This window comes from Amycolatopsis sp. NPDC089917, from assembly GCF_040684635.1.
In the GTDB taxonomy this organism is placed as follows: domain Bacteria; phylum Actinomycetota; class Actinomycetes; order Mycobacteriales; family Pseudonocardiaceae; genus Amycolatopsis.
On the sequence record NZ_JBFBGL010000038.1, the window covers coordinates 68,095 to 82,066 of the forward strand.

Sequence of the window (13,972 nt, forward strand, 5' to 3'; positions counted from 1 at the left end):
ACCATGAGCGGGAAGGGCGGAACCCCCTTCTTCGATGCCCCCGACTTCGTGAAAGGCGACGGCACTCAGGCAGATCCTCCGGGCGACAGGTTCGCCGATCCCCTGTCCGGGCTGGTCACGACGGGCACGACGGCGCCAGGGAACCCGTCGGCGGGTGCCGACGAGGTCCACGTGCAGGTGCCGGGACCGGTCCAGCACGACCCCGAAGTGGTGAGCAAGATGGTCAACGCGGCCATGCTCGCCGACGATCAGCCCGCTGAGAGCCCGGGTCCCGAGCAGACCGCGGACCAGCCGCCGAACAAGATCGTCAGCACGGTGGGTGAGCAAGGCGCTGCGCCGATCGGGATCCTGCCGCAGCAGCGCACCTGGCCGTCGAGGCCGTCCCAGCTGATCCGTCAGCCCCGACGGCTGAAGCAGGAAGAGCCGGTCGAGGTCGACGAAGAGGCCGAGGCCGAAGTGCGGCGTGCCAAGCGATCGATGCAGATGCCGCGGATCGGCAAACCGTCGTCGAACACGGCGGGCGTGATGATCGCGATCGCCCTCATGATCGTCTTCGCGGTTCTCGCCATCCAGCTGCTGGCCAGCCTGTTCAGTAGCATCGCGGGGATCTTCGGGTAACCCGTCCGGCGGTAGCGCCGGACGGGGCCGTCCGCCCCCACCTCACCCATCGGGATACCCTGGCCATACGGTCGGGGGACTCGGCGTTGACCCGGGTCGCTCCCGGCGCCGCGTGACTAGTGGGGTGGGCGTATCAGCGAGGGCGTGCAGTCGGTGCCCGAAGCGGGCACGGGTGCGGCGGGGCGAGACGCGTCCACCATGCACCGTGTGCGGCGGGTACTGGCGATCAAGCCGTTCCGCCGGATCTGGGGTGTCTCCTACCTGTGCAGCGTCGCGGACTGGCTGAACCTGCTGACGCTGACCGGTCTGGTCACCAAACTGACCGACAGCTACGCCGCGCAGAACTTCGCGTTCGTCGGGGTCGTGCTGACCTCGCTGCTGCCGGGGCTGTTGTTCGCCCCGCTCGGCGGGCTGCTCGCCGACCGGTTCGACCGGCGCAAGGTGATGGTGCTCTGCGACCTCGGCCGCTGCGGGTTCCTGCTGTCGATCGCGTTCGTCGGCACGCCGTGGTGGGTGTTCGTCGGCAACTTCCTGGTCGGCTGCTGTTCGATGATGTGGATCCCGTCGAAGGACGCGGCGGTGCCGAACCTGCTGCGCCGTCCGGACCAGGTCGAGACGGCCAACCAGCTCGGCATGGTGATGACCTACGGCCTCGCGGTGATCACCGCGGCCGGGGCGAACGCCGTGCTCACCGGCAGCAACACGACGTTCCACTTCTTCCAGGGCGACGCCCAGCTCGGCATCGCGAAGGTCGCCGTCGTCATCACCGGTCTGCTGTACCTGACCAGCGCGATCGTGATCGCCACCCGGATCCCCGAGCTCTCGCTGCGCAACGTCCACGCGGTCGAGAAGCCCAAGGTCAAGGCGGCCGACGAGGAGAAGTTCGGCTTCCGCCAGATGATCGCCGACGGCGCCCGCTTCGTGCGGACGACGCCGCTGGTGCGCGGGCTGATGATCGGCGCTTTCGGCGCTTTCGCCGCCGGTGGCGCGGTGATCGGTTCGGCCAAGCCGTACTCGTCCAGCCTGCTCGCCGGTGACGCGGCGTTCAACCTGCTGGTGCTCGCCGTCTTCCTGGGGCTCGCCACCGGGATGGCCGTGGCCCCGAAGCTCGCGCGGCGGCTCGCGCACGACCGGCTGTTCGGCCTCTCGATCGTCGCCGCCGGGCTGTGTCTCGTGGTCGTCGCGCTGTCGCCGCACCTCGCCGTCTCGCTGGTCGCGGTCTCCGCCGTCGGTGTCTGGGCCGGGACGGCGTTCCTGACCGGTGTCACGATCATCGGCTCGCGGATCGAGGACTCCATCCGCGGCCGGATCAACGCGATCTACCAGTCGCTGATGAAGATCGTGCTGTTCGGCTCGACGATCCTGGTGCCGGTGCTGATCAGCGCCGTCCAGACGACCGAGGTCGAGCTGTGGGGCGGCACCATCACGATCGACGGCACGCGGCCGGTGATGATCGGCGGCGGGATCCTCGCCCTGCTCGCCGGCATCTTCGCGTACCGGCAGATGGACGATCGCCGGGCCGAACCGATCCTCGCCGACCTGCGCAACGCCCTGCGCCGCAGCCCGCGCCGCGTGAACGGGCTGCTGATCGCGCTCGAAGGCACGCGGGCGATCAACACCGAGAAGCAGGCCGAGCGGCTGGCCGAATGGCTGCGCGGGGGTACGCGTCCGGTCGTCCTCGCGGCGGACCCGGCGCTGGACGACCAACGGCTCGCGAAGCTGGTCTCGGGCGCTTCGCTGTCCGGTGCGCGGGCGCAGGCGCTGGCCGCCGCCGCGGTGCGGGCGGACATCGTCGAACGGGACATCCAGCCCGCGCTCGACGCCGGTTCCGTCGTGGTGATGGAGCGGTTCGTGGATTCGCCGCTGGCGCATCTGTCCGCGGTCGCCGGGCTGGACAGCCAGGAACTCGAAGGGCTCGCGGACTGGGCGACCGGCCGGTTGCGGCCCGACATCACCGTGCTGCTCGACGCCGATCCCGGCACGGTGATGCGGAAGTCGGAGTCGCTGGACGCGCAGTGGCGGGTGCAGCACCTGCTGACGGAGATGGCCGCCGCCGACCCGGAGCGGTACGTGGTGGTCGACGCGGAAGGCACCGAGGAAGTAGTGGGCGACCGGGTGCGGACCGCGGTCCGCGCGGTGCTCGTCGGCAGGCTCGCCGGGATCGCCCCGGCGGAGGAAAAGGTCGAGGCGAGATGACGGAAGCCCCTGTGCTGATCGGTGTCTGGAAGCAGCTCGTCGGCCAGGAGCCCGCCGCGCGCACGCTTTCCTCGGCGTCGGCCGCGGCCGCGCGGATCATCGAGAACCAGCCTGTGGCGCCCGGCGCGATGACCCACGCGTGGCTGGTCACCGGCCCGCCCGGGTCGGGGCGCTCGACCGCCGCGAGGGTTTTCGCGGCCGCGTTGCAGTGCAGCACCGGGACGGGCTGCGGGGAATGCCCCGGCTGTCGCACCGTGATGGCGGGTACGCACGCCGACGTCAAACTCGTCGCGCCGGAAGGCCTCTCGATCTCCGTCGCCGAAATGCGTTCGCTGGTCCAGGCCGCCGCGCGCCGCCCGACCACCGGGCGGTGGCAGGTGGTGATCATCGAGGACGCCGACAGGCTGACCGAAGGCGCGTCGAACGCGCTGCTGAAGGCCGTCGAGGAGCCGCCGGACCGCACGGTGTTCCTGCTGTGCGCGCCGTCCGATCACCCGGACGACGTCTCGGTGACGATCCGCTCGCGGTGCCGTCTGGTGACGTTGCGGACGCCGCCTGCCGAAGCGATCGCGCAGGTGCTCGTGGAACGGGACGGTATCGATCCCGAACGCGCGCGGTGGGCCGCGTCCGTCTCCAGTGGACACGTCGGCCGTGCGCGTCGTCTCGCCACCGACGAGGCGGCCAGGCAGCGGCGGTCGACGGTGTTGCGGATCCCGCTCGGCCTGCGGCGTCCGTCCGATGTGTTCACCTGCGCCGATCAGCTGATCAGCGCGGCGGAGGCCGACGCGGGCGAGGAGAGCAAGGTCCGCGACGAGGCCGAACGGTCCGAACTCCGCACCGCGATGGGCGGCGACGGCACCGGGAAGGGCGTCGCCGGTGCGAAACGAGCCGCCGAGGCCGCGGTGAAGCAGCTCGAGAAGCGCCAGAAGTCACGCGCGACGCGGACGCAGCGGGACACGCTCGATCTCGCGCTGGTGGACCTGGCCGCGTTCTACCGGGACGTGCTGGTGACCAAGAGCGGCGCGGCGGGCGCGACGCTGAACCACCCCGATCACGCCTCGGAAATCTCGCAGGCCGCCTCGGCCTGGGCGCCGGACTCGATCCTGCGGCGGCTGGAAGCCGTCCTGGAATGCCGCGAGGCCATCGATCTGAACGTGAAGCCGAGGATCGCCGTCGAAGCCATGGTCACCACCCTGCGCCAAGGCTGATCCACACCCTCAACGCGCCTACCCCAGCCCCCGCCCGTCCCAGGGGGGCGACCCCGAGTCCAGTTTACCGGGGGATGGGGCGGAAAAGTGCTGGTCGGGGGAGTTGTCCACAGGTGGGGGTGGTTGTGGACAAGTGCTGTGGGTAAGTGAAGGGACTTCGGGTTCCACGGGGACCTCACGGGGGCCAGCGAGGCGGGGCGGGCAAGAAAGGGGACCTCCACCGCGAAGCGGCGAAGGTCCCCATGGGCCTCAGGCGATCAGGGTACGAACGGGCCTCCCACGCGGGGGCTGGGCGTGAAAGGACCGTTCATCACCCTCCTCGCCCCGTCTCAGTCCTCCGAGCGCGGACGCGGAGAAGGCTTGAAGGGCTTCTTCGCCTCGACAGGAACTGCGACCACCGAGAGCCGGCGCCGTCCCGGCATGGCGGCCACGAGGACCACGCCGATCAGCAGCATCGCGGTCCCCGACCAGAACATCGGCACCGTGTCGTAGGCGGCGTTGGTGTAGGCCAGGTTCTTGACCGGTCCCTTCGGCGCCGCGCCACCGTTGTTGCCCGCGGGCGGCGGAGTCGCCGTGCCGCATTCGACACCACCGGCCGGCGCGTGCGCCCGGGCGATCTGCTCGCCGAGCGAGATCTGCGCCAGCGACGACGGCAGCTTCTTCGCGACGTCCGGCGGCAGCGCCTTCTGCAGCGCGGTGGTCGGCAGGATCTGCAGGTCCAGCAGCCGCGCCGAAGCGCCGAGCTGGAAGCCCTTGAACGGCGTGGTCGTGTCGCTCGACTTCTGGTTCAGCCCGGCGATCGACAGCTTCAGCACCCCGAGGTCGAGGGTGAGCCCGTTCCCTGCCTCACCGCCCGGGAGCTGCTTGGTGGCGCCGTCGAGCATCTCGGCGAGCCCGCCGATGACCGGCACGTTCTTCAGCTGCTCGAAACCCGGCACCTGCTTGAGCGAAGGCAGCGGGATGCCGATCGGGATGTCCTTGGTCGGGTTGTTCGCGTCGAGGGTGAACAGCACCTTGTCGCCGCGGACGATCTGCAGCACCGGCGCGCTGTACTCGACCTTCGACGTCTTCTTGTCGCCGGTCGAGGTGACCCGCAGCGTCGGCTGGCTGGCGACCTTGATCGTCAGGCCGAGCGGCGTGCCCTTCAGCAGTTCGATGCTGGCCGCCTGCAGGGTCGACGTCGACTCGACGGCCTTGTTCTTGGACCCGGGGATGTCGACCAGCCGCACGACCGAACGCGACGACAGCGTGTTCGGCAGGCTCAGCACCGCGCCCTTGCCGTCGGCGTTGGTGCCAGTTCCGGAGAGCAGCCCTCCCAGACTCGCCAGCGGACCCGGAAGCCCACTGAGACCGGCCTGGAGCTGCTCGCTAGCCGCTGTCAGCTGCTTGGCGTCCGGGAGGTTCGGGATGGTCGGCAGCAGCGCGAGGTTCGCGATCGACGTGCTCGAATCGGCGATGGTGCCGACACACGGCCCGAGCGTCGGGCTCCAGCGCGCGTGCGCCTCGCCGTTCAGCAGACCGAGGTTGAACAGCGGGTTCGTCGGCGCGTTCAGGCCGCCGCTGATCGGCTTCGGGTTGTCCGGCAACGCCGTCTGGACGAGGCTGCCCGGTGTCTGCGGCGCGTTGCCCGCGGCGGACAGGCCGAACGGCGAAGACTGCGCGATCGACTTCTCGTAGTTCAGGTAGGCCTCGGAGTTGGCCTGCGCGCTGGAAAGCCCCATCCCGGCTTCCAGCGCGGACTGCTTCGGCAGCAGCTTGTCCGCCCCGGGCAGGATCGCGCTCGTCGGCACCGCGTTGGGCAGCAGCCGCAGCACACCCAGGGCCGCCCCCGCGTCACCGACCGCCTTCCCCAGCGGCTGCGGCCCGATCGGCGCCGACATCGGCGGCTGCCCCGGATTGGCCGGATCGGGAATCGGCGTGGTCGGGATGTCCTGGGCGATCGCCGGAGCCGCGGTCAGCAGAAGCAGGGCCGCGGCGGCCGGAAGTGCCAGCACACGGGGCAGTCGTTGCCGCATGAACAGGTCCTCCAGTGGGGATGGGCCGGTCTTGGGGGACTGAGACCGGCGTCATAGGACCCTAACGACGGTGGCCGGAGAAGGTGACGTTCAACCCCTCCGCTACACTGGACTTCGTCATCGGGTGTGAGCCCGGTGTCTGCCGCCTTAGCTCAGTCGGCCAGAGCGATTCACTCGTAATGAATAGGTCAGGGGTTCGATTCCCCTAGGCGGCTCCGCAGGTCAGGGCCCCATTCGGAGCACTCCGGATGGGGCCCTGAACTTTTCTGGGCGTGACCGAGCCGCAGGAACACCGGGTTGGTCAAGTTCACCCGATCCGGGGAGCAGTCAGCAGTATGTCCGTCGATCTCGAAGCGACCTTGCGCCAACCGATCACGCTGGCCGCGATGATCGAGCAGACCCGTACGACCCTGTCCGACCTGCTCGGCGTCACCGACGTGCCCGACCTCGAAGTCTTCGCCGACCGCCAGTACCGGCAGGGTGCGCGAACCGATCCTGGCCGGCGCCTGGACGCGGCGGGGTTGGCCGCCGCGGTGATCGGCGATCCGATCGCGCCGGGCGAGAGCGGCCTTTCCGGCGGCGTCCACTTCGAGATCGACGTGCCCGCCACCGGCGACGGGGTCTCGCTCATGGTGATCGACCACCGGCACGAGCAGTTCGGGGAGTACCGGCACCGGTGCGCCGTGTTCAGTCCCGACCGGACCTGTGTGGGTGTGGTCGTGGCGACCGGCCTCGCGCTGGCCGCGGCCCGGCTCGCCCGCGGCGAGTACCTCGACGAGGAGATCCGCATGGTGAGGCCGGGACTGACCGAGCCCGACCAGGTCGTCGACCAGACTCGGTTGGCCGAAGGCGGCAGTGACTTCGCTGCTCGATGCGAGACGTACCTGCGTCAGTTCCCCGGCCTCGGCGGCTGGCCGCGGGACCGCTCAATCCCCCTCACCCCTTGAGGAACATCCGCGACAGTGAGGTGCCCACTCCCGTGAGGTGATCGACGAGCCGGTCCGCGTCCGCGTCGAGCAGGCCCGAGCGCCACGCGAGCATGATCTCCACGAAGCCCCCGATCCCCAGCAGGACGTTGACCCGGAACTCCAGCTCGTCCACGTCCGGCTTCAGATGCGGCCGCGCGAGTTCGATCAGCAGGCCGGTGGTCTCCTGGACGGTCTGCCGCCGCAGCTGCTCCAGGACGGCGCTGCCCGCGTGGTCGCCGAAGAGGATCTGCGCCCGTGAAGGCTCTTCCTGGACGTGGTGCACGACGACGTCGACAGCGGCGCGGAGCTGGTCCAAGGCCGGTTGCTCGATCCGGGAAGCGACGGCGTCGAGGACCATCCGCAGGGTCTCGTCGCGGACCTGTTCCCATGCGGTGGCGAGCAGCGCGTCGCGGTTGGCGAAGCTCTCGTAGAAGTACCGGTCGGTCAGGTTCGCCCGCGCGCAGACGCCTCGCATGGTGACCGCCGCCCAGCCTTGTTCCTGCCAGATGTCGAGGGCGGCGCCGAGCAGGGCGAGCCGCCGTTCGGCACGGCGTTCGTCGGCGGTCTTGCCGCTGTAGCGGCGGGACGCGGTCACCCCTCCATCTTGACAGCAGGTGCCGTCAGATTCATTCTGAGGGCATGCGACCGCAGAATGGCCTGCGACCCGGTTTGGCCGCCGCGCTGACGTCCGCCTTCGTCCGGCCGATCGCCAACGCGATCCCGGCGAACCGGGCCGGGATCGCGTTCTCCCGCGCGTTCATCGCGAGCGGTTTGTGGCTGGCTTCGCCGCCGTTGAAGGGAAGCCGCGTCGAGCCCGGCATCCGCGGCGAGTGGGTCCGCGGTCCCGAAGTGACCGAAGGCAACGCCGTCGTCCTCTACGTCCACGGCAGCGGTTACGCGCTCTGCTCGGCACGCACGCATCGAGGGTTGACCACGCGGGTCTCCCACGGCACCGGGCTGCCGGTCTTCGCCTGCGAGTACCGGCTCGCGCCCCGGCATCGCTTCCCGAACGCCGCAGACGACGTCCGCGCGGCCTACGAAAGGCTTCTCGACCAGGGCTATCGGCGGATCCTCGTCGCCGGCGACTCCGCCGGTGGGCATCTCGCGGTCGACCTCGCCGCCCAGTTGATCCGGGAACGAAAAGAACCGCCTGCCGCGCTCGCGCTGTTCTCGCCGCTGTTCGACGTGACGTTCTCGCTGGCCGCCCAAAGGGAACGCATGAGCCCGGACCCGATGATCTCCGCCGCCGCGGCCGCGCGGCTGGTCGGTCTGTACACAGTGGACGCCGACCTCGCGTCCGAGCGGCTGCGGTTCGCCTTCGACGACATCAAGGGTTTCCCGCCGACGCTCATCCAGGCGGGCGGTCTCGAAATGCTGGCCGCGGACGCCATCGAGCTGGCCAGGGCGCTGCGCCGGGCGGGCGCGGACTGCGAACTGGACGTGGTCCCCGGCCAGATGCACGTCTTCCAGGCACTGACCCGCTTCATCCCCGAAGCGGGACCGGCGATGGAGCGGGCTTGCCGCTTCCTCACCGGGAATCTCCCGGCGATCGTGAGGGCGGCATGACGAAACGGACACACGGAGCGCACGCCGTCGTCACCGGCGCGGGAAGCGGGATCGGGAGGGCGATCGCGGCCGAGCTCGTCCGGCGCGGCGGCCGTGTCGTCTGTGCCGACATCGACCTCGAAGCCGCCGAGGAAACCGCGAAGTCGCTCGAGAACGCGGTCGCCATCGCGTGCGACGTGTCCACTGTGGACGAAGTCGGGGAACTCGCGAACCAGGCGCGCTCGTGGCTCGGCCGCGAACCGGATCTCGTCGTCAACAACGCCGGGATCGGCGCGGGCGGCAAACCCGTCGGGGAGAGCCCGCTGTCCGATTGGCACCGCACCCTCGGTGTGAACCTCTGGGGCGTGATCCACGGCTGCCACACGTTCGTCCCCGCCCTGCGCGCGGCGAAGGCGGGCGGCGTCATCAACGTCGCCTCGGCCGCCGGCTTCACCGCCGCGCCGAGGATGGCCGCGTACAACGTGAGCAAGGCCGGGGTCGTCAGCCTTTCCGAGACACTGGCCGCCGAACTGTCCGGCACCGGCGTCGCGGTCACCGTGCTGTGCCCGACCTTCGTCCGCACCAACATCTTCGACGGCGAACTCATCGACGACGAGGCACGCGGCCTCGCGCGGAAGGTGTCCGATCTGGTCGGGTTCTCCGCCGAAAAGGTCGCCAAGATGACGCTCGACGCCCACGATCGCGGACGCCTCTACGTCGTCCCGCAGCCCGACGCCCAGCTTCTGTGGCACGCCAAGCGGTTCGTGCCCGTCCCGTACACGCGGATCGCCGGTCTCCTCGGCCGGTTCCTGCCCGCCGAAAAGGAGAAGTGATGGCTTACGACTTCGCCGCGATGCTGCAGACCATCAAGGACAAGCAGTGGTCGCTCGCCGACATCGACTGGGACGCGCCCGGCGCGGAGACGATGACCGACGAACTCCGCGCCAAGATGCGGCCGTTCATGGCCGATCTCGTGTGGATCGAGCACGTCGGCGCCCGCGGGTTCGCCTCGCTCGCGAAGAAGGCGCCGACGCCGGTGATCCAGGAGATCTACCGGTACTTCCACGCCGAGGAACAGAAGCACGCCAACGCGGAACTCGCGCTGATGAAGCGCTGGGGCATGCTCGACGAGCACGGTTCGATGCCCGAGCCGAACATCAACGTCAAGCTCGCCATCAAGGTCCTCGACGACTACGGCGACACACTGCCGCTGACGGCGCTGGCCACGCTCATCCCGCTGCTGGAATGCGCGCTCGACGGCGCGCTGGTGAAGTTCCTGCTCGACGAGGTCTCCGATCCGGTGTGCCACCAGGTGTTCCGGCACATCAACTCCGACGAGGCCCGGCACATCACGGCGGATTTCGAGGTGCTGGAGCTGATCGGCGCCGGCTCCACCACCAAGCTGATCACCGAGTCCGTCGGGTCGCTCAAACCGCAGATCGTGCTCGGCCTGATCGTCGTCTTCGTGCCGCTGATCAACAAGATGCGGGACAACATCGTCGCGATGGGCCTGCCGGAGAAGAAGCTGTACAACGCGGTGAAACGGTTCTCGACCATCGGCGGCCGCGGCGAGTTCACCCAACGCATCCCCGCGTATCACGTGCTCAAGGCGCAGGCGGCGATGATCGTCGACCGCTCGCACGTCTACCACCGGCTGCTGGCCGACCCGATGGTGAAGGTGACCCGCCTGATCCCCTCCCGGCTGCTGGGAAAGCCGCAGTCGTGGACCGAGGAGATCACTCACGAGCCGGTCGCGTCATGAAGCTGGGCGACTTCGAGGGCGAGGTGCTGCGCGGCACCGAATGGTTCGGGCACGACTTCGCCGGGCAGCGGGTCGCGGTCGTCGCGCCCGGCCGCGAGGCGGCGCAGATCGTGCCCGAGGTGGCGGCCACCGCGCGGTCGGTCAAGGTGTTCCAGGAGGAACCTGACTGGGTCGTGCCGATGCCGGTCCCCGGGCCGAACGTCCTCGGCATCGCCGTCGCCCGAGTTTTCCTGCGCTGGCAGGTGAAAGACCCCTGGATCCGCAGGCTGCTGACGCCGGACCGCCGGTTCGGCTCGCGGAGGACCGCGTCCGGGCTCGGCTACTACGGCGCGCTGCGGCGGCCCGGCTGCAAGCTCATCACTTGGCCGGTCTACGCCTTCGCGCCCCACGGAATCCGCACCGCCGAGGGGATCGAGCACCAGGCCGACGTCGTCGTGCTCGGCGCCAGTTCGCTTTTCGCCACGGAAGGACTTCCCGCATGACGCCGGACCACGAGATCGCGATCATCGGCGGAGGGTTCTCCGGCATCGGGGCCGCGATCCTCCTGCAAAAGGCCGGTTTCGGCGACTTCGTCATGCTGGAGGAGGGGGACGGCGTCGGCGGCGCCTGGCACTGGAACACCTATCCCGGCGTCGCCGTCGACATCCCGTCGTTCAGCTACCAGTTCTCGTTCGAGCAGATCTCCGGCTGGTCGCGGGTCTACGCGCCCGGCCGCGAACTGAAGGCTTACGCCGATTACTGCGTCGACAAATACGACATCCGCCGCCGCACCCGCCTCGGCAGCAAGGTCGTCTCGGCGACCTTCGACGACGAAACGCACTTGTGGCGCCTCGAAACCGCCGACGGCTGGTCGATGACGGCGCGGTTCGTCGTCGGCGCCACCGGCGTGCTCACCCAGCCGAAGCCGCCGGACATCGACGGGCTCGCCGGCTTCCGCGGCACGGTCATGCACACCGCGCGCTGGGACCACGGCGTCGACCTGCGCGGCAAACGCGTCGCCGTCGTCGGGACCGGGGCCTCGGCCGTTCAGGTGATCCCGTCCATCGCGCCGGCGGCCGGACGGCTGACGGTGTTCCAGCGCACGCCGATCTGGTGCCTGCCCAAACCCGACGTCGCCCTGCCGGACCCGGTACGGCTGGCGTTGCGACGGCTGCCCGGCGCCAAAAGGCTGTCCCGATTGGCCAGTCAGGCGCTCGTCGAACTGACTTTCCCGCTGGCCGCGCACTTCCACAATCTCCTGCCGACCGCGGGCGCGGGTGAGCGGATCGGGCTCGCGCATCTACGCCGCGCGGTCAAGGATCCCGAGACCCGCGAGAAGCTCACCCCGCGTTACGCGCTGGGCTGCAAGCGGCCGAGTTTCTCGAACGAATACCTCCAGACGTTCAATCGCGAGAATGTCGCTTTGGAGACCACGGGAATCGACACGATCACCGAATCGGGTGTGCGCACCGCCGGCGGCGTCGAGCATCCGGTCGACGTCCTGGTGCTCGCGACCGGGTTCAAGGTGTTCGAGAAGGGCAACATGCCCGCGTTCACTGTGCGCGGGGCCGACGGCGTCGATCTGGAGAAGTTCTGGGAGGAGAACCGGTTCCAGGCCTATCAGGGCGTCAGCGTGCCCGGTTTCCCGAACCTGTTCACCATTCTCGGGCCCTACGGCTACAACGGTTCTTCGTACTTCAACCTGATCGAGACGCAGACCGCGCACATCGTCCGGTGCCTGCGCAACGCGCGCAAGACCGGCGCGACCCGGGTGGAGGTCACCGGCGAGGCCAACGACCGGTACTTCCGGAGCATGCTGGACCGGCGCAAGCACCAGGTGTTCTTCCAGGACAGCTGCTCACTGGCCAACAGCTACTACTTCGACGCGAACGGGGACGTGCCGTTCCGGGCGTCGCCCACACTGGAAACCATGGTGACGAGCCGGTTCTTCGACCTCGACGACTACGCCTTCGCGGACGGCCGGTGAACACTGGCTGAAGTCCGGCCGCCCGGGCCGGGATGAGCCTTAGGTTCGATTCCCCGAACCTGGAGGCTGGTCTTGGAAGGCTTTCCCTGGGACGTCCTGCTCGCGGTGGTCGGGATCGCCGTCCCGGCCATCGCGTTCCTGTGGGAGTTCGTGCTGGTCGGCCGCAAACGGCTCGGCTATCGCGTGCAGATGGACACCCCGACGGCGTCCGGGCGCGGGTTCGCGCCGACGGCCGACGCGCTGGCGCAGTTGCAGCACGAGAACGGCGAGCGGCTCGTCGACCCGTCGTTCGTGCTGCTGCGCATCGAAAACAGCGGCACCACCGACATCGACACCGACGACTACGCGGTCAACGAGAACGATCGCGTCGGAATCCGCGTGAAGTTCCCCGGCCGCACCGTGGCCGGGATGGTGGTGACCGAGCTGAGTTCGCCGCATCTGCACGAATGTTTCGGCGACGACTCCGGTTTCGGCGCGCGGGACGAGAATCCCGAACGTCCGGCCGGGGTGATCGACCTGCCGCGCGTGCCGCTGAACCGCGGCGCGCACTACAAGGTCCTCGCCGTCCTCGACCGGATCCCCGACGGCACCCCGGTCGAGTTCGACGACCCCCAGGTCATCGGCGAGATCAAGGGCGGCAGCCTCCGCGAGACCAAGAGCCGCACCGGGCCGACGACCTCGGTGCTCGCGCTCATCTGCTTCCTCGTCGTGGTCAGCATCTTCCAGCTGACCCGGTCACTGGTCTTCGACGACAAGCCGCCGCCGCTGGACTGCGCGGCCGGGAAGCTGACGATCACCGGGTCGACGGCGTTCGCGCCGGTGCTGAAGGAAGCAACGGCTTCGTACGCGAAGACGTGCCCGGGCGCGTCGTTCACCTTCGACAGCCGGGGGAGCGCGGAGGGGCTCGGCAGCCTGAACCAGGCCGGGAACGATGGCGTGCTGGCGTTCTCCGACGGCGCCAAGGGCGAGGGCTTCCCGCAACTACTGCCGCGGCCGGTCGCGTTCTCGCTGTTCACGCTCGTGATCAACAAGGACGCCGGCGTGCGGGATCTCTCGCTCGCGCAGATCCGCGACGTCTACGACGGCAAGATCGCGAACTGGAAGGAGATCGGCGGCAAGGACCTGCCGGTCCGGCTCGTCGACCGGCATTCCGACTCCGGGACGCGGCGGACGTTCGAGGTCCAGATCCTGGCGGGCAAGCGGGAACCCGGCGACAACTCCGACGACTGCCTCAAACAGGCGCCGGGCGCCCAGCCGGGCGTGGTGCGCTGCGCGAAGCCGTCCACGAACGACGTCCTCGACGCCGTCTCGCGGGTGCCGGGCGGGCTGGGCTACAGCGAACTCGGCGCCGCCACGAAACGCGAGGACGTGCTGCCGGTCCGGATCGACGGGCACCAGGCGACCCTGGAGGGCGCGATCCACGCGGCGTACCCGTTCTGGGAGACCGAGTACGCGTACACCTTCGGCGAGCCGAAGGCCGACTCGCTCGTCGCGAGTTTCCTGCGGTACGTGACGAACCAGGTCGGCAAGGACATCGTCCGGTCCCACGGGCACCGGCCGTGCGCCGAGCTGGTGAATCCGGTCCTCTGCCGTCCTGGTACGTGAGGTGCGTGCCGGTCGTGAGTGGCGATTCGTGTTCTCGATCGAACGCGACGCGTGGTTGCGCTGCATCAAGATCGCGGTCGACGAGGAGA

General features: G+C 69.4%; 12 protein-coding genes and 1 tRNA gene. 11 read left to right on the top strand and 2 right to left on the bottom strand.

All coding sequences use genetic code 11. The features are described 5' to 3' along the window. The first annotated feature begins 3 nt into the window (after positions 1-3). The 3 genes from AB0N89_RS26175 to AB0N89_RS26185 all read left to right on the top strand — a co-directional run bounded on the left by AB0N89_RS26175 (position 4) and on the right by AB0N89_RS26185 (position 4,022). A complete protein-coding gene (locus AB0N89_RS26175; protein ID WP_364209072.1) occupies positions 4-618 on the top strand; it encodes a hypothetical protein in 615 nt (204 codons plus the stop codon). 144 nt (positions 619-762) lie between these two features. Continuing rightward, a complete protein-coding gene (locus tag AB0N89_RS26180) occupies positions 763-2,814 on the top strand; it encodes a dTMP kinase (RefSeq protein ID WP_364209075.1) in 2,052 nt (683 codons plus the stop codon). After that, positions 2,811-4,022, top strand: coding sequence for a DNA polymerase III subunit delta' (locus AB0N89_RS26185; RefSeq protein WP_364209078.1), 1,212 nt, complete (start codon positions 2,811-2,813; stop codon positions 4,020-4,022). Before AB0N89_RS26180 ends, AB0N89_RS26185 begins: the two co-directional genes overlap by 4 nt. A 329-nt stretch (positions 4,023-4,351) precedes the next feature. Here AB0N89_RS26185 and AB0N89_RS26190 read toward each other — a convergent pair whose 3' ends face one another. Further along, a complete protein-coding gene (locus tag AB0N89_RS26190; RefSeq protein WP_364209081.1) occupies positions 4,352-6,037 on the bottom strand; it encodes a hypothetical protein in 1,686 nt (561 codons plus the stop codon). 141 nt (positions 6,038-6,178) lie between these two features. On the opposite strand from AB0N89_RS26190, the gene AB0N89_RS26195 reads away from it, so the two are divergent. Continuing rightward, positions 6,179-6,252, top strand: a tRNA-Thr gene (locus AB0N89_RS26195). A gap of 120 nt (positions 6,253-6,372) precedes the next feature. Next, positions 6,373-6,984 carry a hypothetical protein gene (locus tag AB0N89_RS26200; RefSeq protein ID WP_364209084.1) on the top strand — a complete coding sequence of 204 codons (612 nt, stop codon included), beginning with the start codon at positions 6,373-6,375 and terminating at the stop codon, positions 6,982-6,984. Here the strand turns inward: AB0N89_RS26200 and AB0N89_RS26205 are convergent. Beyond that, complete coding sequence (locus AB0N89_RS26205; protein ID WP_364209087.1) at positions 6,974-7,600, bottom strand: TetR/AcrR family transcriptional regulator; 627 nt, start codon at positions 7,598-7,600, stop codon at positions 6,974-6,976. The genes AB0N89_RS26200 and AB0N89_RS26205 overlap by 11 nt on opposite strands. Positions 7,601-7,644: 44 nt before the next feature. Here AB0N89_RS26205 and AB0N89_RS26210 point away from each other — a divergent pair, with 44 nt between their 5' ends. The 6 genes from AB0N89_RS26210 (at position 7,645) to AB0N89_RS26235 (ending at position 13,883) form a co-directional block, all read left to right on the top strand. Then, complete coding sequence (locus AB0N89_RS26210; protein ID WP_364209090.1) at positions 7,645-8,571, top strand: alpha/beta hydrolase; 927 nt, start codon at positions 7,645-7,647, stop codon at positions 8,569-8,571. Then, positions 8,568-9,383: an SDR family NAD(P)-dependent oxidoreductase gene (locus AB0N89_RS26215; RefSeq protein ID WP_364209093.1), complete on the top strand. Its 816-nt coding sequence runs from the start codon at positions 8,568-8,570 to the stop codon at positions 9,381-9,383. Before AB0N89_RS26210 ends, AB0N89_RS26215 begins: the two co-directional genes overlap by 4 nt. Then, complete coding sequence (locus AB0N89_RS26220) at positions 9,383-10,312, top strand: ferritin-like domain-containing protein (protein WP_364209096.1); 930 nt, start codon at positions 9,383-9,385, stop codon at positions 10,310-10,312. The genes AB0N89_RS26215 and AB0N89_RS26220 overlap by 1 nt, the downstream gene beginning before the upstream one ends. Further along, on the top strand, positions 10,309-10,794 hold the full coding sequence (locus AB0N89_RS26225; RefSeq protein WP_364209099.1) for an FAD-dependent oxidoreductase: 486 nt from the start codon (positions 10,309-10,311) through the stop codon (positions 10,792-10,794). Before AB0N89_RS26220 ends, AB0N89_RS26225 begins: the two co-directional genes overlap by 4 nt. After that, positions 10,791-12,278 carry an NAD(P)/FAD-dependent oxidoreductase gene (locus AB0N89_RS26230; RefSeq protein ID WP_364209102.1) on the top strand — a complete coding sequence of 496 codons (1,488 nt, stop codon included), beginning with the start codon at positions 10,791-10,793 and terminating at the stop codon, positions 12,276-12,278. Before AB0N89_RS26225 ends, AB0N89_RS26230 begins: the two co-directional genes overlap by 4 nt. 72 nt (positions 12,279-12,350) lie before the next feature. Continuing rightward, the gene (locus AB0N89_RS26235; RefSeq protein WP_364209105.1) at positions 12,351-13,883 is read left to right on the top strand and encodes a substrate-binding domain-containing protein; all 1,533 of its coding nucleotides are present in this window, start codon (positions 12,351-12,353) and stop codon (positions 13,881-13,883) included. The last annotated feature ends 89 nt before the right edge of the window (positions 13,884-13,972 follow it).